At 73.1% G+C, this 16,740-nt stretch carries 14 protein-coding genes; 5 read left to right on the top strand and 9 right to left on the bottom strand.

Going from position 1 to position 16,740, the window contains the following annotated elements; genetic code table 11:
• Positions 1–24: 24 nt before the first annotated feature.
• Together FRAEUI1C_RS40730 and FRAEUI1C_RS03725 are read right to left on the bottom strand one after the other, a co-directional pair.
• Positions 25–411 carry a hypothetical protein gene (locus FRAEUI1C_RS40730; protein ID WP_232425287.1) on the bottom strand — a complete coding sequence of 129 codons (387 nt, stop codon included), beginning with the start codon at positions 409–411 and terminating at the stop codon, positions 25–27.
• A 263-nt stretch (positions 412–674) separates the two neighbouring features.
• Positions 675–1,766 carry a ParA family protein gene (locus FRAEUI1C_RS03725; protein ID WP_013421943.1) on the bottom strand — a complete coding sequence of 364 codons (1,092 nt, stop codon included), beginning with the start codon at positions 1,764–1,766 and terminating at the stop codon, positions 675–677.
• Between the two features lie 267 nt (positions 1,767–2,033).
• Between FRAEUI1C_RS03725 and FRAEUI1C_RS35905 the strand changes: the two genes are divergently transcribed.
• Positions 2,034–2,846, top strand: a complete 813-nt coding sequence (locus FRAEUI1C_RS35905; RefSeq protein WP_157734801.1) for a hypothetical protein — start codon at positions 2,034–2,036, stop codon at positions 2,844–2,846.
• Positions 2,847–2,949: 103 nt separating this feature from the next.
• Here FRAEUI1C_RS35905 and FRAEUI1C_RS03715 read toward each other — a convergent pair whose 3' ends face one another.
• From FRAEUI1C_RS03715 to FRAEUI1C_RS03705, 3 genes are all read right to left on the bottom strand, one after another.
• Positions 2,950–4,314, bottom strand: coding sequence for a right-handed parallel beta-helix repeat-containing protein (locus FRAEUI1C_RS03715; RefSeq protein WP_013421941.1), 1,365 nt, complete (start codon positions 4,312–4,314; stop codon positions 2,950–2,952).
• Between the two features lie 575 nt (positions 4,315–4,889).
• A complete protein-coding gene (locus FRAEUI1C_RS03710) occupies positions 4,890–6,104 on the bottom strand; it encodes an aminotransferase class I/II-fold pyridoxal phosphate-dependent enzyme (RefSeq protein ID WP_013421940.1) in 1,215 nt (404 codons plus the stop codon).
• A 48-nt stretch (positions 6,105–6,152) separates the two neighbouring features.
• Positions 6,153–7,019: a RecB family exonuclease gene (locus FRAEUI1C_RS03705; RefSeq protein ID WP_013421939.1), complete on the bottom strand. Its 867-nt coding sequence runs from the start codon at positions 7,017–7,019 to the stop codon at positions 6,153–6,155.
• A gap of 451 nt (positions 7,020–7,470) precedes the next feature.
• Between FRAEUI1C_RS03705 and FRAEUI1C_RS03700 the strand changes: the two genes are divergently transcribed.
• Positions 7,471–7,773 carry a chorismate mutase gene (locus FRAEUI1C_RS03700; protein ID WP_013421938.1) on the top strand — a complete coding sequence of 101 codons (303 nt, stop codon included), beginning with the start codon at positions 7,471–7,473 and terminating at the stop codon, positions 7,771–7,773.
• 71 nt (positions 7,774–7,844) lie between these two features.
• On the opposite strand, the gene FRAEUI1C_RS03695 is transcribed toward FRAEUI1C_RS03700, so the two are convergent.
• Positions 7,845–9,290 carry a magnesium transporter MgtE N-terminal domain-containing protein gene (locus FRAEUI1C_RS03695; RefSeq protein WP_013421937.1) on the bottom strand — a complete coding sequence of 482 codons (1,446 nt, stop codon included), beginning with the start codon at positions 9,288–9,290 and terminating at the stop codon, positions 7,845–7,847.
• A 294-nt stretch (positions 9,291–9,584) separates the two neighbouring features.
• On the opposite strand from FRAEUI1C_RS03695, the gene FRAEUI1C_RS03690 reads away from it, so the two are divergent.
• The gene (locus tag FRAEUI1C_RS03690) at positions 9,585–10,535 is read left to right on the top strand and encodes an HpcH/HpaI aldolase/citrate lyase family protein (protein ID WP_013421936.1); all 951 of its coding nucleotides are present in this window, start codon (positions 9,585–9,587) and stop codon (positions 10,533–10,535) included.
• 89 nt (positions 10,536–10,624) lie between these two features.
• Positions 10,625–11,824: an acyl-CoA dehydrogenase family protein gene (locus FRAEUI1C_RS03685; RefSeq protein ID WP_013421935.1), complete on the top strand. Its 1,200-nt coding sequence runs from the start codon at positions 10,625–10,627 to the stop codon at positions 11,822–11,824.
• A 123-nt stretch (positions 11,825–11,947) separates the two neighbouring features.
• Here FRAEUI1C_RS03685 and FRAEUI1C_RS03680 read toward each other — a convergent pair whose 3' ends face one another.
• Together FRAEUI1C_RS03680 and FRAEUI1C_RS03675 are read right to left on the bottom strand one after the other, a co-directional pair.
• Positions 11,948–12,814 (bottom strand): PHP domain-containing protein, encoded by an 867-nt coding sequence (locus tag FRAEUI1C_RS03680; protein ID WP_013421934.1) that lies wholly within the window; start codon positions 12,812–12,814, stop codon positions 11,948–11,950.
• A 290-nt stretch (positions 12,815–13,104) separates the two neighbouring features.
• Complete coding sequence (locus FRAEUI1C_RS03675; protein ID WP_013421933.1) at positions 13,105–14,787, bottom strand: TerD family protein; 1,683 nt, start codon at positions 14,785–14,787, stop codon at positions 13,105–13,107.
• Between the two features lie 309 nt (positions 14,788–15,096).
• On the opposite strand from FRAEUI1C_RS03675, the gene FRAEUI1C_RS03670 reads away from it, so the two are divergent.
• Positions 15,097–15,735: a suppressor of fused domain protein gene (locus FRAEUI1C_RS03670; RefSeq protein ID WP_013421932.1), complete on the top strand. Its 639-nt coding sequence runs from the start codon at positions 15,097–15,099 to the stop codon at positions 15,733–15,735.
• Positions 15,736–15,771: 36 nt separating this feature from the next.
• Here FRAEUI1C_RS03670 and FRAEUI1C_RS03665 read toward each other — a convergent pair whose 3' ends face one another.
• Positions 15,772–16,716 carry a diacylglycerol/lipid kinase family protein gene (locus tag FRAEUI1C_RS03665; RefSeq protein WP_013421931.1) on the bottom strand — a complete coding sequence of 315 codons (945 nt, stop codon included), beginning with the start codon at positions 16,714–16,716 and terminating at the stop codon, positions 15,772–15,774.
• Between the last annotated feature and the right edge of the window lie 24 nt (positions 16,717–16,740).

Below are 16,740 nucleotides of genomic sequence, written 5' to 3'. Positions count from 1 at the left end.
GGCCAGGCGGCGGCGTTCGTGCGTTCAGGCGCCCGCGCCGGTGAGCGCGAGGCGGACCCAGGAGATCCGGTGGCAGGCCGGGCAGCGCAGCAGGGACGGGTAGCGGGGCCGGATCACCGGTAGGTGAAGGCTGGGCGCGAGCAGCAGCAGGGCTCGCTTGGCGCCGACGGTCGTGGCCTGGGCGCAGCGCGAGCAGTGCACCGTCACGCCGTTGGTGCGCGGGTCGGGCGGGCGCTCACCGCTGTAGAGGGCACGCTTGCCGTGCATGTCCCGGCCGATCGCGCCCGGCCGGTGCGTCGTCGAGCCGGTCCCGGCGCCGGCCGGGCGCCCGGCCCGGGGCCGCAGCCGGTCGAAGCCGGCCGCCGCGGCCCGCTCCCGCCGGCTCGCCCCGCCGTCCCGCTGTGCGGCCACCGACGCCGCTGGGACGGCCGTGGGCCTTGCCGGCGCCACCCCGACGGCATCGGGCCTCGCTGTCGGCGCCGCGGGGGCCTGCGGCCGCGCGGCCGTTGCCGCGGCGTCCCTCGGCTTCGCGGGCGGCACGGTGGGCGCCTTCGGCCGCTCGGCCGTTGCCGTGGCGGTCTTCGGTTTCGCGGGCGCCACTGTCGCGGTCTTCGGCTTCTTCGCGGCCGGGGCCGGCCTGGCTCGCGCGGCCGGGGGGCCAGGCAGGCGGGCGCTCATCGGCCCGAGCGCGACAGCGCGGCCCGGACCTGCCGGATCGCCTTCGCGGATCCGGTGGCGACCCCGGTGGCCCCACCACGGTCGACCGCCAGCCCGCCGTCCACGAGGTCGTCGACGACCAGGCCGTCGTCCAGGTCGTCGGCGAGATCTCCTTCGTCGAGCACGACCTCATCAAGGCCGACGTCATCCAGCGCGAGGTCGTCAAGGCCGGCCGCGACGAGACGTTCACCCGCGCGGCCAGGTCCGACGAGTTCGCCCTCGCCGATCAGCCGGGCCCGGGAACGGCGGCCCGCCAGCAGCGCCGGCGCGGCGGCGCCAGACAGCGCGGTCGGGCCGAGGCCCGCGATCGCCCTGGCGTGCTCCCGGTAGGCGTGCGCGCCCTTCGAACGGGCAGCGGTCGTCAGGATCGAGCGACCGATGCCCGGAGCCTCGGCGAACCGCACGGAGCGGGCGACCGGCGGCTCCAGGACCCGGATCTGGTAGCGGGCGGCCACGTCGGCGAGCACCGCGCGGCTGTGCGCCGTCCGGCCGTCGAAGAGGGTCGGCAGCACGCCACGCACCCGCAGCCGGGGGTTGGTCAGGCGCCGGACGTCGTGCACGGTGTCCAGCAACTGGCCGACGCCCCGGTGCGACAGCGTCTCGCACTGCAGCGGGATGACGACCTCGTCGGCGGCCGTCAGGCCGTTGATGGTGAGCACGCCGAGCGACGGCGGGCAGTCCACCAGGACGAAGTCGTAGTCGTCGACGATCTCGGCGAGCGCGAGCCGCAGCACGTGCTCCCGGCCGGTCCGCGACAGCAGCACCGCCTCGCAGCCGGCCAGCTCGATCGTCGCCGGCAGCAGATCGGACCCGTCAGCCGTGCGCAGCACGACGAGCCCCGCGGACAGCCGCCCGAGCAGCACGTCGTGCACGGACAGCTCGAGGGCGTCCGGGTCGAGGCCAAGCGAGAACGTCAGACAGGCCTGCGGGTCCAGGTCGACCAGCAGGACCCGCTGGCCGAGCTCGGTGAGGGCGGCGCCGAGGCTCGACACGGAGGTCGTCTTGGCGACGCCACCCTTCTGATTCGCGACAGCGAGAACGCGGGCCACAGCGGAGAGTGTGTCAAGCGTAACCGTGTGGTCACAACCTTTCCGGTCCCGCGAGTGTCGCGCAGCCTACTTAAGTCCTGCTCGTAGCCACCTGAGTCGCCGCCGCGGCGGCACCGGGCGGGCCACGGCCGGGGTCGCGCGGGTGGCGACCAGGCGTGGTCGGGTGGCGCCAGCGACGTGGTCGGGTGGCCGTCGGTGGCCGGGCGTCGGGCCTTCCTGGCGTCCCGCCCGACGGGTCAGACCCGTGGGCGCCTACAGTTCTGCGGCGTGCCTCAGCTTCCCCACGTGGCCGTGCTCGGTCCTGACCTGGCCGGCGCGACCGCGCTCGTCACGCTCGTCGACGCCGGGCTGGACGCGACCGGGGTCGGCGGCCGGCTGACCCGGCCCGCCGTCGAGCTCCTCGCCGCGCACGCCCTCGCGGATCGTTGGATCTTTCAGGCCGGTACGACCGATCCGGTCGACGTGGCTGAGGGCCTGGCGGGTGGCGGGGGTCCCCCGGTCGGCGGGGACCCCACGGTCGGCGGGGGCCTCACGGTCGGTGCGGGCCTCACGGTCGGTGCGGGTTCCGCGGCCGGCGGGGACCCGGTGCTTGCTGTGACCCGCTCCGGCGCCGAGACCGGGACCGGCCCGGACGGCGGTTTCGCGATCAGCATCGCTGGCCGGCCGGCCGGGCGTTGGGACGCCCTCGTCGTCACCGCGCGCGACCTCGCGGTGGCCGCCGGCGTGCTCACGGCCGCGCCCTGGTACGGCGGCGTCTTCCACCCGGTCGCCGGCGGCGTCTTCCTGCTGGGCGTTCCCGACAGCGGGCAGGTCGTCCGCCCGGACGGCGAGCGCGACCTGGCCGTGACGAAGGCGCAGGCGGGCTGGGTCGGCGAATACCTCCGCGGCCGCTACCGGCTGCCCGCCGGTCCAGCGATGCTCGACCGTCCCGGCCTGCGCCGGACCGGCCTGCGCCGCGGTACCGCCGGCTATCTGCGCGCGCTGGACCGTGAACTGCGGGCCGGTCGGGCCCGGGCCGCGGCGGCCGGCTATCCCCTGCCTCTGCCGGCCGCCGAACCCGCGACGCCCGCGGCACACTGACGAAACCCGCTGACGACGCTCGCCGGCCGGGGCTTGCCCACTGGCGCTTGCCGGCTGGTGGCCGGCGCCGGGACCGCGGGGCGGCTCGGCGCCGGCCATCGGATCACATCTGAGGCCCGGCGACGATCTGCGGGACCTGGATGCCGTTGCCGTGGCTGAGCGGGTTGGTGCCCACGTGCTGCGGGGCGTCGATGTTCACCTTGATGACGGCCGGCGCGATGTCGAGGTAGTTGCCCTGGACGGTGTTGTTGGAGTTGCGCGCCTGGCCGGGGGCGTCGTGGCGGTCCTGCTCGAAGATCGTGATGCCGGGGCCGTTGTTCCGCCACGCATAGTTCCCGGTCGCGGTGTCGCCCGCGGCGGACTGGAAGACGATGCCGGTGCGCCGCCAGGGGTCGGGGGTGTTGATGCCATTGCCGGCGGCGATGTTGTTGGTGAAGGTGTTGTTGTAGCCGGTCTCGTCCGTGAAGCCGGAGCCGTTGTTGTTGTAGGAAATATTGTCGGTGAAGGTGTTGCCGTGGCAGGACACATCCATCCAGCCGCCGGCCGGATGGCCGCTGTCCGAGATCAGGTTCCCGATGAACTGGTTGTTCGTCTCGACCGTGACCTTGATTCCGGCGCAGTCACCGCTGGGGTCGCTGACTCCGGGCAGATTGTTGTGGATGAACTGGTTGTAGCGCCAGATGGTGCCGGTCATGCCGCCGGCGGCACCCTTGCAGGAGTTGTCATGGAAGGTGTTGTTCTCGACCAGCGAGTTGGACCCGACGGACGCACCCAGATAGTTCCCGTAGATCTCCGAGTTGCTGATCACCCAACCGGAGGCGGGGTCGGACTCGTGAATGTCGGAGTCGATCGCGCCGTTCTTCCCACCGTCGGAGTAGCCCGTTATGGAGATGTTGTGGACCTCGACGTTGGTCGCGCTGCCGTTCGGCCGGTGGATGCCGAGGCCGGACAGCAGGGTCCCCCCGGGCCCGGCCTTGACGCCGTAGAACTTGTCGCCGGCCTTGGGCAGCAGGACGCCGGGGCCCTTGTAGGTGCCGGCGGCGAGGTTGAACTGGGTTCCGGCCGGGTGGCTGTCGATGTAGGACTGGATGTTGGCGCCCGCCGGGACCGGCACGCCGCCGGCCGGGATTTTGGCCGGGCCCGGGATGATCGGTTTGTTCGGATAGGCATTGGTGTTGTTCAGGTTCGTCGTGCCGCCGCGCAGTATCCCCGAGTGGTGGGCCGGGGTGGCGGTGCTGGTGGCGGCGCTGGCGCCACCGGTCGGCAGCATCGCCGTGGCCAGCGCGACGCCGGACAGCGCGAGCAGCCACTGCCCCCGTCGCCACGATCGCGGGGACTTTCCAGGGCGGCGGTCCGCGGGCGAGGCGACACGCGGCGTCGCACGCGCGCGGGCGAGAGTGCGAGAGCTCGCCTCGGGGGTGTCGGGACTGGCCTCGGGGAAGGCCGAGGAAGAATTCGAGAGAGGCATTCTTGAGATCCAAAGTCAGCTGCCGCGAGGGTTCGACGATCTGACGCACGACCGCCCAGAAACGGCATGGCCGGGCCAGCGTTCTCCTCGGCTGTCGGATGGGCATGTTCCCGTGCCGCGGATACCGCGACAGGTCTTGCCTTGGCTTTCAAGCTCGCCGGGGTCGTCAAGATAACATCGGGCTATTTCGTGGCGGCAATCCTCCGGGACCCCGGAGCGTCATACGGATAGCGGCGGAACAAGGACCCAGTTCGCATCGCCGAACAGCCGGATTCCCACCGCGGCCTTGTATCGTCCCCGAATGTCCAGGACCGCCCGGGTCCTGCTGTCGGCAGGAGCGTCGATCGAGCTGGCTCCGGTGGAATCAGGCCAGACAATGCGACGCCTCGCAGTATGCAGTCATACCTGGTGGCCACGGATTCTCGCCCGTCCCGACCATCGGGTATGACTCAGCCGCACTCGCGCCGGTTCCAGGCCTCACCCGACCGAACCGGCGGCCAGAGCCCGCCAAGCGATCTAGGCCGTCACCGCGAAGGTCGGCCCGGCGGGATCCGAGGTGCCGAGGCCGGGCGCGGTCAGGACAGCGTGCGCAGGCGGGCGGCGGCCTCCAGCAGGGTCGCCTCACGCTTGGGGAAGGCGAACCGGATGATGTGCCGGCCGTCGGCAGGGTCGGCGAAGAACGACGAGCCCGGGACGCACGCGACGCCGATGTCGGCGACCAGGTGGCGAGCGAAGGCGACGTCGTCGCCGGCCGGGTCGAGCGCCCGGGTGTCGCACATGACGTAGTAGGCGCCGTCGGGCCGGCTGACCCCGAAGCCGACGTCGGCCAGCGCGGCGCAGAGCAGATCCCGGCGGGCCTGATAGGACTCGGCAAGCTCGGCGTAGTACGCGGCGGGCAGGCCCATCGCGGCGATGCCGGCGGCCTGCAGCGGAGCCGCGGCGCCGACGGTCAGGAAGTCGTGGGTCTTGCGGATGCCCTCCGTCAGCGCCGCCGGGGCGATCGTCCAGCCGACCCGCCAGCCGGTGACGGCGTAGGTCTTCGACAGCGCGTTGACGGTGACCGTGCGATCTTCCAGGCCGGGGACCGTGGCCGGCGGGATGTGCCCGCCGGGGCCGAGATACTGGATGTGCTCGTAGATCTCGTCGGTGACGACCAGGGCGTCGTATCGCTGGCAGAGCTCCGCGATGAGGTCGAGCTCGGCGCGGCCGAACATCTTGCCGGTCGGGTTGTGCGGGGTGTTGATGACGATCGCGCGGGTCCGGTCGGTGAAGGCGGCGCGCAGCTCGGCCTCGTCGAAGCTCCAGTCGGGAGCGCGCAGCTTCACCAGCCGGGGCGTCGCGCCGGAGAGGATCGCGTCCGGGCCGTAGTTCTCGTAGAACGGCTCGAAGAAGATCACCTCCTCGCCCGGGTCGACCAGGCCGAGCATGGTCGCGATCATGGCCTCGGTGGCGCCGCACGTCACGCAGATCTCGGTGTCCGGGTCGACCGTCCAGCCCGGGTAGGCGCCGGCCACCTTCGCCGCGATGGCTGCGCGGAAGGCGGGCGCGCCCCAGGTGATCGCGTACTGGTTGACGTCGGCGTCGATCGCCGCCTTGGCGGCGTCCTTGAGCTCAACCGGGCAGGAGAAGTCCGGGAAGCCCTGGGCCAGGTTGACGGCGTCGTGCGCGACCGCCAGCCGGGTCATGTCCCGGATGACCGACTCGGTGAACGTCGACGCCTTCGCCGACAACCGGGCGGGGCCGGGAACCTGACCGGTCCCGGGCCTGGAGCCGGCGAGCGAGGGCAGCATCTGCGAGGCCACGGCCCCATCATGCAGCGTTTCCCACCGGCCTGGTGGTCATGTCCCCTGGCTCGCCGCCGGCTCCTGCTCGGCCAGGTACTCGACGCCGGCCCAGGGAGCCAGCTCGGGGCCGGCGGCCCGTCCCTCGGGGCAGTGGCGGCGATAGTCGCACCAGGAGCAGAGGGGGCCCGGGCGCGGCGGGAACGCGACGTCGGCCGGCTGCCCCGCGGCCAGCCGCTCGGTCGCCGCGACGGCGTCGGTCGCGATGGACTCGGCCCGGCGCAGGTGGCGGGCCAGGCTCTCGTCGGTGTGCTCGGCCTCGACGATCCGACCGCTCGGCAGATGGTGCAGCTCGACCCGTCGGCAGCGCTGGCGCAGCATCCGCTCGGCCGCGAACGCGTAGAGCGCCAGCGCGGGCGACGTGCGGGCGTCGCCGTCCTGCGGCGCCCGCCGGCCGGTCTTGTAGTCGACGACGACCAGCTCGCCGTCCCGCTCGTCCAGCCGGTCGACCCGGCCGTGCAGCGCGAGCAGGTCGGTGCGGGTCGCCACCTGGCGCTCGACCGCCCGCGGCTCGTCCGTCGGGTCGAGACCGGCGGTGTAGCGCTCGCACATCGCGGCGACCCGGTCCCGGGCGTCGGCGGACTGCTGGTCGTCCCGCCAGCCCTCCGCGACCCAGCCGGAGCGGACCAGCGCGGCGGCCCGCTCCGGCGTGCGACGCCGCGCGGGCTCGTCCCACCAGAGCCGCAGCGCGTTGTGCGCGCTGGTCCCCAGCGAGGTGTGCGCCCACGGCGGGCCCTTGGGTGGCGCCGGCCGGTCGACGTAGGTCATCCGGTAGCGGCGCGGGCAGTCCTCGAACGAGGCCAGCCGGGTCGGGGTACAGGTGAACAACCGGCGTGGCATCTCGTCGAGTACGAGCTGCGCCATGGTCGACTCCTCCGGCTCAGGGGCGGGGTGGGGCGGAACGCTCGGCCACGAGCCGAGGCACACGAAGATCCTCGCACCCGCCACCGACAGTTCCGGTTCGTCCCACGTCACAACCGGCTGCTGCCGCGTCACCGGACCGCTGGCCACGCAGCACGAACCGGGTCGGCCCGTCGGCCAGGCGCCCGCTTCGCCGGCTCGAAGTCACGTACCGCAACTGGACGATCCCGGCGCAGCCTGGCATGCTCCGACGCATGGAGCGCAGCGAAGCCGTGGTCGTACACGCGCCGCTCCGTATGTCGCTGCACTCCTTTTATGGGGGCCGGGCTCGGTCCCCACTGTGCCGCTGATCTCGCGGCACAACGCCCCAGACCGAAGGCCCGGAACGCCCGGGCCTCATCGCGCCTGGGCTGCGCCGAGCCTCCACCCGAAAGGTGCTCCCGTGAGCAACACGATGGACGCAGGCCTCAACGACGCCGTCACGGACGGATCACCCGCGCCGGTCGCGCCGACGATCGCCTCGATCGACGAGGGCCGCCGCCTGATCGACGACCTCGACGTCCAGCTGCGCGGCCTCGTCGCGGTCCGCCGGGACATCTCCCGGCAGATCCAGACGCATCGGACCACCGACGGCGGCCCACGCGTCCAGCACTCCAGGGAGAACGAGATCATCGCCGCCTGGGCGGACGAGCTCGGCCCGCGCGGTGTCGAGATCGCGCTGGCGATCCTCACCCTCTGCCGCGGCTCGCTGACCTGACCCCTCCGCGCCAGCTGACGGCCTGCTTCGGCTGACGGCTGGAGCCGGCGGAGCGGGACGGTCCGCGCCGGCTAGCGGCCCGGGTCCCCGTCCTCCGGTTCGAGATCCGCACGCTCGACGCCGGGCCCGTCCGGGCCCGGCTCGTCCGGCGGCGGGTCCCCCGCGAGCTGGGCCCTGTCCCGCTCCGGATCGTCGCTCCGGCCGAAGTCGTCGAAGTCGTCGTCGAGGGTCGTGGCCTCCTCGGCCGCGCGGTGCTCGACGTCGTCGTCGAGCTGCCGCTCCCGCCAGTCCGGCGGGAGGAGGTGGTCGAGGACGTCGTCGACGGTGACGACACCGACCAGCCGGCCGGCGTCGTCGAGCACGGGCGCCGCGACCAGGTTGTAGGACGCCAGGTGCCGGGTGACCTCGGCGAGGTGGGTGTCCGGCCGCAGTGGCCGGACGTCCGCGTCGATCACCGCGCCGATCAGCGTCGCCGGGGGCTCGCGCAGCAGCCGCTGGAAGTGGGCCAGCCCCAGGTAGCGCCCGGTCGGCGTCTCATACGGCGGCCGGACCACGTAGACCTGGGCGGCGAGGGCCGGGGAGAGCTCCGGCGCGCGCACCCGGGCGAGCGCCTCGGCGACGCTGGCGTTCGGCGCGAGGATCACCGGCTCGCTGGTCATCAGGCCGCCCGCGGTGTCGTCGGCGTAGCGCAGGAGCTGGCGGACCGGCCCTGCCTCCTCCGGATCCATCAGGCGCAGCAGCCGCTCGGCGTCCTCGGCGGGCAGCTCGCCGAGCAGGTCGGCGGCGTCGTCCGGGCCCATCGCCTCCAGCACGTCGGCGGCCCGGTCCTCGGCCAGCCCGCCGAGCAGTTCGACCTGCTCGTCCTCGGGCAACTCCTCCAGGACGTCGGCGAGCCGCTCGTCGTCCAGTGCCGCCGCGACCTCCGCCCGCCGTTTGTGGGACAGGTCGTGCAGCATCGACGCGAGGTCGGCCGGGCGCAGCTTCTCGAACGCGGCGAGCAGGTTCGCCGCGCCCTGGCCGTCCTCCTGCAGCGAGAACCCGCTGACCTCGTCCCAGCCGACGGTGCGCATGTCGCCGCGCCGGCCGCGGCCGACCCGGACGGCCACCTGATCGAGGATCCACTCGCCGCTGCGGATCGGCGCGATCGCCGCGTCGACGACCGTGACCTCCTTGCCGCTGGAGACCTCGGTGACCCGGCGGTCGAGCAGCTCGCCGAGGACGAGGGTCTCGCCGGCGCGCTGGGCGAACCGCCGCCAGCTCAGCCGCGCCGACGACAGGATCACGGCTCCGGACTCGACACCGGTCACCCGGCCCATCGCCACGAAGATCGGCCGATGCTGCACGTCCACGGCCAGGCCGAGTACGCGGGGCGCGGCGTGGCCAGGGCGTAGCGTGACGACCACATCACGGACGCGGCCGACCTGGTCGCCGTTGGGGTCAAGCACCAGCAGCCCGTGCAGCCGCCGGCAGTAGACCCGGACCGGCGCCGGCGTGCGCTGTGCCCCGGTCGCCGTCACGGTGCCTCGCTGCTCACAGCGCAAAGCTACCGCGCCCCCATTTGACGGCGCCAAGGCGGGAGCGATCGCGCGGCCCGCCGCGGCCGTCCCCGCCGGTCGGCCGGCGAGCCCGGGTCGGACGACCGACGAAGCCTCGGCCGTCGCCATCTTTGGACGGACCGCCCAGTCCAATTGCCAGAAAGCACCGGCTACTTCGTGGGCGGAATAACGCGGTGAGGCAACCCACACTCGAACATGATCCACAACGGCTTCGTTCTCGGGCGCCGGCACCGGGCTGCGGCTACTATCTCGATCATGTCGCTACGTCCCCGCCGCTCCTGCCTAGCGGTTCCTGGCTCGTCGACCAAGATGCTCGGCAAGGCTCAGGGCCTGCCCGCGGACCAGATCTTTTGTGACCTGGAGGACTCCGTTGCTCCGGGCGCGAAGGAGGCGGCCCGCGGCAATGTCGTGGCCGCGCTGAACGAGGGCGACTGGACCGGCAAGACCCGAGTTGTCCGGGTCAATGACCTGACCACGAAGTGGACCTACCGCGACGTCATCACCGTCGTCGAGGGTGCCGGGCAGAACCTCGACTGCATCATGCTGCCGAAGGTGCAGACCGCCGCTCAGGTGCAGTGGCTGGACCTGCTGCTCAGCCAGATCGAGCAGGTGATGGGGTTCGAGGTCGGCCGTATCGGCATCGAGGCGCAGATCGAGAACGCGCTCGGCCTGTCCAACGTCAAGGACATCGCATTCGCGAGCGACCGCATCGAGACCATCATCTTCGGTCCGGCCGACTTCATGGCGTCCATGAACATGCCGTCCCTCGTCGTGGGTGCGCTGAACCCTGACTATCCGGGCGACCCGTTCCACTACCCGCTCTTCAAGATTGTCGAGGCGGCCCGCGCCCGCGGCGTGCAGGCCATCGACGGGCCGTTCCTCCAGATCCGTGACGTGGACGCGTTCCGGTCGGTGGCGAAGAAGTCCGCCGCGCTCGGCTACGACGGCAAGTGGGTGCTGCACCCCGGCCAGATCGACGCGGCGAACGAGGTCTACCGGCCCCGCCAGGAGGACTACGACCACGCCGAACTGATCCTCGACGCGTACGCCTGGCACACCTCGGAGGCCGGTGGCCACCGCGGCGCCGTCATGCTCGGCGACGAGATGATCGACGAGGCCAGCGCGAAGATGGCTCAGGTCATCGCCGGCAAGGGCCGCGCCGCGGGCATGCAGCGCACCAAGAAGTTCGAGCCGCCGGCCCAGTAACGGTGACGCGCCCGCCCGCGACCCGCGGCGGGCGCCACCCTGACCACAGCCGAGCCCTCGCCGCAGAACCAGGAAAGGATCCACAGGAAATGGGCAGGATCGCGCAGACCGACGGTCTCACGGAGATTCAGGCCGACATACTCGCGGCGGTCCGCACCTTTGTGGACAAGGAGATTCTGCCGCACGCCACGGAACTCGAGCACAAGGACGAGTACCCGGCCGAGATCGTCGAGCAGATGAAGGAGATGGGCCTCTTCGGGATCACGATCCCGGAGGAGTACGGCGGCCTCGGTGAGTCCCTGCTCACCTACGCGCTGGTGGTCGAGGAGATCGCCCGCGGCTGGATGAGCGTCTCCGGCGTCATCAACACGCACTTCATCGTCGCGTACCTGCTGCTCCAGCACGGCTCTGACGAACAGAAGGCCCGGCTGCTGCCGAAGATGGCCACCGGCGAGGTCCGCGGCGCGTTCTCGATGAGCGAGCCCGGCTGCGGCTCGGACGTCTCGGCGATCACGACCCGGGCCGCCCGGGACGGCGAGGACTACGTCATCAACGGCCAGAAGATGTGGCTGACGAACGGCGCCCAGTCCGGGGTCGTCGCCACTCTGGTGAAGACCGACGAGGGCGCAGACTCGGTCTACCGGAACATGACGACGTTCCTGCTGGAGAAGGAGCCAGGTTTCGGCACCACGGGCGGCCTGACCATTCCCGGCAAACTCGAGAAGATGGGCTACAAGGGCGTCGAGACCACCGAGATGGTCCTCGACAACCACCGGGTGCCGGCCAGCGCGATCCTCGGCGGCCCGGAGAAGACCGGCAAGGGCTTCTACCAGATGATGGACGGCGTCGAGGTCGGCCGCGTCAACGTCGCCGCCCGGGCCTGCGGGATCATGATCCGCGCGTTCGAGCTGGCCATCGCCTACGCGCAGCAGCGCAAGACCTTCGGCCACCCGATCGCCGACCACCAGGCCATCGCCTTCAAGCTCGCCGAGATGGCGACGAAGATCGAGGCCGGCCACCTGATGATGGTGAACGCCGCCCGCAAGAAGGACCGCGGCGAGCGCAACGACGTCGAGGCCGGCATGGCGAAGTTCCTGGCCAGCGAGTACTGCTACGAGGTCACCACCGAGGCGTTCCGGATCCACGGCGGCTACGGCTACTCGAAGGAGTACGAGATCGAGCGGCTGTTCCGCGAGGCGCCCTTCATGCTGATCGGCGAGGGCACCTCCGAGGTCCAGAAGCGCATCATCAGCCGGGCGCTCCTGCGCGACTACAAGCTGGCCCAGTAGCGGGACGCTCCGCCCAGCGGGAACCTCCCACCCTGCGGGCACCTCGCCTGACTCATACCTGGCGGTGACAAGGCCCTGCGCCTCGCCGACCACCAGGTATGGCTCACGGCCAATCGCCGCCGGTCAGGCCGAGCGCGGAGTGTCACCGGAGGCGCGGTCGATGATCTCGGCGAGTACGTCGGGGCCGGTGCTGTGGGCGCCGAGGCCGCGGCCCGGCCCTTCGCGGGTGCCGTGGAAGTCGCTCGAACCGGTCGTCAGCAGGCCGAGGCTGGCCGCGAGGTCCCGCAGTCGATCCCGTGCCGCCGGTTCGTGGTCGGGGTGGTCGACCTCCACGCCGCCGAGGCCCAGCGACGCCATGTACTCGATCGTGTCCGGCCCGATGATCGGGCCCCGGGCGGCCGCGTAGGGGTGCGCGAAGACGCTCACCCCGCCGGCGCCATGGATCAACCGAAGCGCCTCGGCGACGTCCGGCTGGTCCTTGCGCGCGTGGTAGGGGCCCCGGCTGCCGATCCACTTCGGCCCGAACGCCTCGTCGAGGTCGGAGATCAGCCCCGCCTCGAGCAGCGCGCCGGCGACGTGCGGCCGCCCGACCGTTCCCCGCGCCCGGGCCTGGACCTGTTCCCAGCTCACGGGCAGCCCGTCGGCGACCATCAGCTCCACCATCCGCCGGGCCCGGGAATCCCGACTTTCCCGCACCCGCCGCCGCATCGCGACGAACTCCGGCTCCGCGGGGTCGAACAGGTACGCGAGCACGTGCAGGCTGATCACCCGGCCGTCGTCGACCCGCACCTCGCACGAGATCTCCGCGCCCGGTATCAGGGTCATCCCGGGCCGCAGCGCGGCCTCGGCCTCGGCGACCCCCGCGGTCGTGTCGTGGTCGGTCAGCGCGAGAACGCCGACCCCGGCACCGGCCGCCGCGGCCACGAGCGCCGCGGGCGCCAACAGCCCGTCGGACGCGGTGGAGTGGGTGTGCAGGTCGATGCCCGCCAACGCGGCCTCCCGGAACTCCTGCCCCGCGGCCTCGCGCAGCGGCGGCTTGCTCTGCCACCAGCGTCACGGCCGCGGCCCCTGTTCCCACCGGCCCGCGCCCGCCGGCCCCAGCCCCGACCGGGGCCGGCGAGGTCAGCCGTCCCGTCGTGATCGCCGTTTTGGCCCTGGGGCGGTCGTGCCTCGGCCGCCATCGCGACCACGCCAGGGCCGAGACGGCGATCACGCCTCCGCTGGACGGGTCCAGCGATCAGAGGCGCCGCCGCGTTGAGGCGGCGTGGTCGAAGGGCGGCTCAGAGATACCGGCGGGCCGGTTCGATCATGGCGCGGACCGTCTTGCCGTCGTGGAACTCGCCGATCGCGGTCATCGACCACACCGGCGTGTTCGGCACCCGCTGGACCTTGCACATCACCAGGCCGGTGGACCGCTTGGAGTCCGACAGGTCGAACCGGACCAGCTCCTGGCTGGTCAGGTCGTCGATCAGCCGGCAGTAGGCCCGCCGGACGTCGGTGAACGGCTGGCCCGCGAAGCTGTTCACGGTGAAGACCAGCGCGATCACCGTCGGCGGCAGCGCCCCGAGGTCGACGAAGATCGTCTCGTCGTCGCCCTCGCCCGCCCCGGTGAGGTTGTCACCGGAGTGCCGCACGGCGCCCTTCGCGCCCTTCTTGGACATGAACCAGACGCGGTCGACGTCCTTGCCGTGCGCGTCGTAGAGGATGCAGGACGCGTCCAGGTCGATGTCCTTGCCCTGCGCGGCCGGATCCCAGCCAAGCGCCATCCGGACCCGGGTCAGCGGCGGAGCGCCGGTCTTGACCAGCGAGACAGCCTCGCCCTTGCGCAGCGACACGCGCCCCTTGTCGAGGTTGACCCCGGCGGCCGGCGGTCCCCAGGCCTTGTCCATGGGCGGCTGACCGGGCGGCGGGCCCCACTGACCGCCGGCGGGCGGTCCCCCCGGCTGCCCGGGCTGCGGCGCGCCCCAGGCCGGGTTCACCGGCGCCCCGGCGGGAGGCGCCCACTGCTGCCCCGACTGGCCGGCCCACTGGCCCGGCTGCGCCCCGGGCGGGGGCGGTGCGCCCCACTGGCCCGGCTGGCCGGGCGGCGGGCCCCACTGCGGCGGGCCCTGCGGCTGCGGCTGACCCCCCGGCGGCGGCTGCGGCGCCCGCGGCGGCTGCTGCCCGTACTGCGGCTGGGCGGTCGGCGGGGGACCCCACTGCGGCGACGCAGGCGGCTGGCCCTGCGCCGGTCCGCCGGGCGGCGGCCCGGTGGCCGCGCCACGCGACGACGGGGAGGCGGGAGTCGGCGGCTGGTCCGGCCGGACCAGCTGGGTCGGAGCCTCGTAGTCGCCCTCGCCCCACCGTCCCGGCCCACCTGCCGGGGCGGGCGGCGCCGCCGGCGCGCTCGGGCGCGTCAGAGGCTGCGGCGGCGGGGGCGCTGGGGTCGGCGGCGCGGGCGGAGCCTGCGGCGCGGCCGCGGGGGCGTCGCTGTCGACGCTGATGCCGAAGTCGGTGGCGATACCCGCGAGCCCGGACGCATAGCCCTGGCCGACCGCGCGCACCTTCCAGCTACCCGCGCGACGGTAGAGCTCGACCATGATGAGGGCGGTCTCAGTCCGCAGGTCGGACGGGTCGAAGCGGGCGATCTCGGCGCCGCCCTGGCTGGCGAGCACCGCGACGCTCAGCCCGTTCACCGCGGCGAAGGTCGGCGGCCCCGAGCCATCCAGGCTGCCCGTCACGACCACCTTGTCGATGTCCGGCGGCACCGCCTGGAGCGAGAATTCCAGCGTCGACGGCGGTCGCAGCCGTACCCCGGGGCCGCTGGGCTGGTTGTAGAAGACGAAGTCGGCGTCCGAGCGGACCCGCCCGGACGCGGTGACGAGCAGCGCGGCGATGTCCAGCGGCGTCGACGAGGAGATCTCCACCCGCACGTCAGGCGTCGGCAGCGGCGCGTTCGCCCCCTTGCTCAGCACCCCAGCCATGGTTGCCTCCGTCTCGCCTGTACTCCCCCGGCCAACGCGACCAGCGGCCTCGATCGTTCCAGATGCCGCCCACGCCGCGACAGCGCCCACCGCCCAACCGCGCCTCAGCGTGCCGCACAACCCCACCCGGCCTCAACGAATGTCGCCAGACAGACCGTTCGCCGCCGGACCGCGCAACCGGCTTTGCCTGCTGGCCAGACGTTGCTCCCCAGCCAGTACACCGCAGTACCCGGCAGGTCCGCGTCCACACCGGGGACGCCCGGCGGCTGACGGATCGGGTGCCCGGCGCCCGACCGTAGGATCAGGCGCGTGGACCTACGCGCCGCGGTCGAACGGCACCTGGTGGCCACGTTCGGGCCGATCACCGGCCGCGCCGGCGTCACGTTCCTGGGCGCCGACCCCATCGACGTGCTGCGGTTCGGCCCTCAGCCGGACGGCTTCTTCCGGTACGCGACGGTCGGCATGTCCGCGGAGCCGATGAGCGACCCGACGGTGGCCGTGCGCGACCCGGCCGGCCCGCGCGCCGAGCTGGTCCTCTCCCTGCGAACACCGCGCGACAGCGTGGTGCGCCGGCTCGCGGTGCTGGCCGCGATCCCCGCGATCGAGGGCGTGCCGGTCGTCGCCGGCTCCGGTCTCGACCTCGGCGAACCGCTCTGGGACGACGCCCGCTTCCACGCGGTGCTGGTCGGCGAGCCGGGCGGCCTGATACCGGACCTGCCGACCACCGACCCCACCGACCCCGCGGAGTCGGGCAGCCTCGCCAGCCCGGACGGCCCCGGGGCCTCGGCCGGGGAGCCGGCGCCGGTCCGCTTCCTGCCGCTGTTCCCGATGACGGCGAACGAGTCCGCGTTCAAACGGGTCCACGGCGCCGGCGCCCTGCGGGAGCGCTGGCTGGCCGACGAGCTGGACCTGCGCGACCCCACCCGCCGGGAGGCCCGCCTGACCTGAGCGCAAGCCTCCGGCGGACTCCACCGGGACGCGGGGCTAGCTGACGGACGGGGCGAGGAGGCGTAGGGCGCCGGGACGGACGAGGATCTCGGCCGGGAGGTCCGCGACCGGGTCGCCGTCCGCGTAGACCTGGAACGGCCGGTCGGCGTCCACGGTCAGCCGGGTGGCCCGGCGCACGGTCACGTGCTTCGTGTCGACGTGCCGGCCCGAGAAGACCCGGGGGAACAGGGCGAGCAGGGTGAGCCGGCCGCACCGGTGGATGAAGATCACCTCTAGTTTGCCGTCGGCGATGTCCGCACCCGGGGCCATCCGCATGCCACCGCCGTAGTAGGCGGCGTTCGCGGCGCCCACCGTCCAGCCGACGATCTGCTCGGGCTCGCCGCCGTCGACGCTGACGGTGAACCTCACCGGGCGCCACGACACCATCGAGCGCAGCACCGCGTACGTGTACACGCTCTGCCCGCGCAGCCAGCGTGTCCGGTTCGCCAGCGCGTTGACCTCGGAGTCGAAGCCGAGGCTCGCGATGCCGATGAACGGGGTGCCGCCCGCCTCCGGCAGGTCGACGCGACGCTCCACCGCCGTGGCGAGCGCCGTCGCGGCGGCGGCCGGGTCACGGTCGATGCCGAGGCCGCGGGCGAAGTCGTTGCCGCGGCCGCCGGGCAGCACGGCCAGGACGCCCCCGGCAGCCGCGGTGGCACCCGCGACCCGGCCGACCAGGCCGTCCCCGCCAAGCGCGACCGCGACCTGCCCGGCGGCGGCAGCGGCAGCGGCCAGCTCGTCGGCGTGCGCGATGTCCCTGGTCGGGGACACCTCGACCTCGGTGGCCCAGCCGCGCAGCGCCGCCTCGACGGCGGGCAGCACCTTCCCGGCGCGGCCGTGGCCGGCGCTCGGGTTCACGATCACCCGGAGCCGGTCGAGCTGGACCGGCGCGTCCTCTGGTGCGGCCGGGACCGCCGGCGCGGGGTCCGCGGTTTCGGTCATGGCGGCCGATCGCCTCTCGCTCGG

Source organism: Pseudofrankia inefficax (genome assembly GCF_000166135.1).
In the GTDB taxonomy this organism is placed as follows: Bacteria; Actinomycetota; Actinomycetes; order Frankiales; family Frankiaceae; genus Pseudofrankia; species Pseudofrankia inefficax.
Note: the sequence above shows the minus strand (reverse complement) of the source record. Positions and strands in the feature narration are given on the sequence as shown.

Excerpts from the sequence above, each read along its gene's own strand:
- FRAEUI1C_RS03715 (WP_013421941.1), bottom strand. The coding sequence starts at position 4,314 with ATGCCTCTCTCGAATTCTTCCTCGGCCTTCCCCGAGGCCAGTCCCGAC.
- FRAEUI1C_RS03690 (WP_013421936.1), top strand. The coding sequence starts at position 9,585 with ATGTCGCTACGTCCCCGCCGCTCCTGCCTAGCGGTTCCTGGCTCGTCG.
- FRAEUI1C_RS03700 (WP_013421938.1), top strand. The coding sequence starts at position 7,471 with ATGGACGCAGGCCTCAACGACGCCGTCACGGACGGATCACCCGCGCCG.
- FRAEUI1C_RS03665 (WP_013421931.1), bottom strand. The coding sequence starts at position 16,716 with ATGACCGAAACCGCGGACCCCGCGCCGGCGGTCCCGGCCGCACCAGAG.
- FRAEUI1C_RS03685 (WP_013421935.1), top strand. The coding sequence starts at position 10,625 with ATGGGCAGGATCGCGCAGACCGACGGTCTCACGGAGATTCAGGCCGAC.
- FRAEUI1C_RS03710 (WP_013421940.1), bottom strand. The coding sequence starts at position 6,104 with ATGCTGCCCTCGCTCGCCGGCTCCAGGCCCGGGACCGGTCAGGTTCCC.
- FRAEUI1C_RS03675 (WP_013421933.1), bottom strand. The coding sequence starts at position 14,787 with ATGGCTGGGGTGCTGAGCAAGGGGGCGAACGCGCCGCTGCCGACGCCT.
- FRAEUI1C_RS03705 (WP_013421939.1), bottom strand. The coding sequence starts at position 7,019 with ATGGCGCAGCTCGTACTCGACGAGATGCCACGCCGGTTGTTCACCTGT.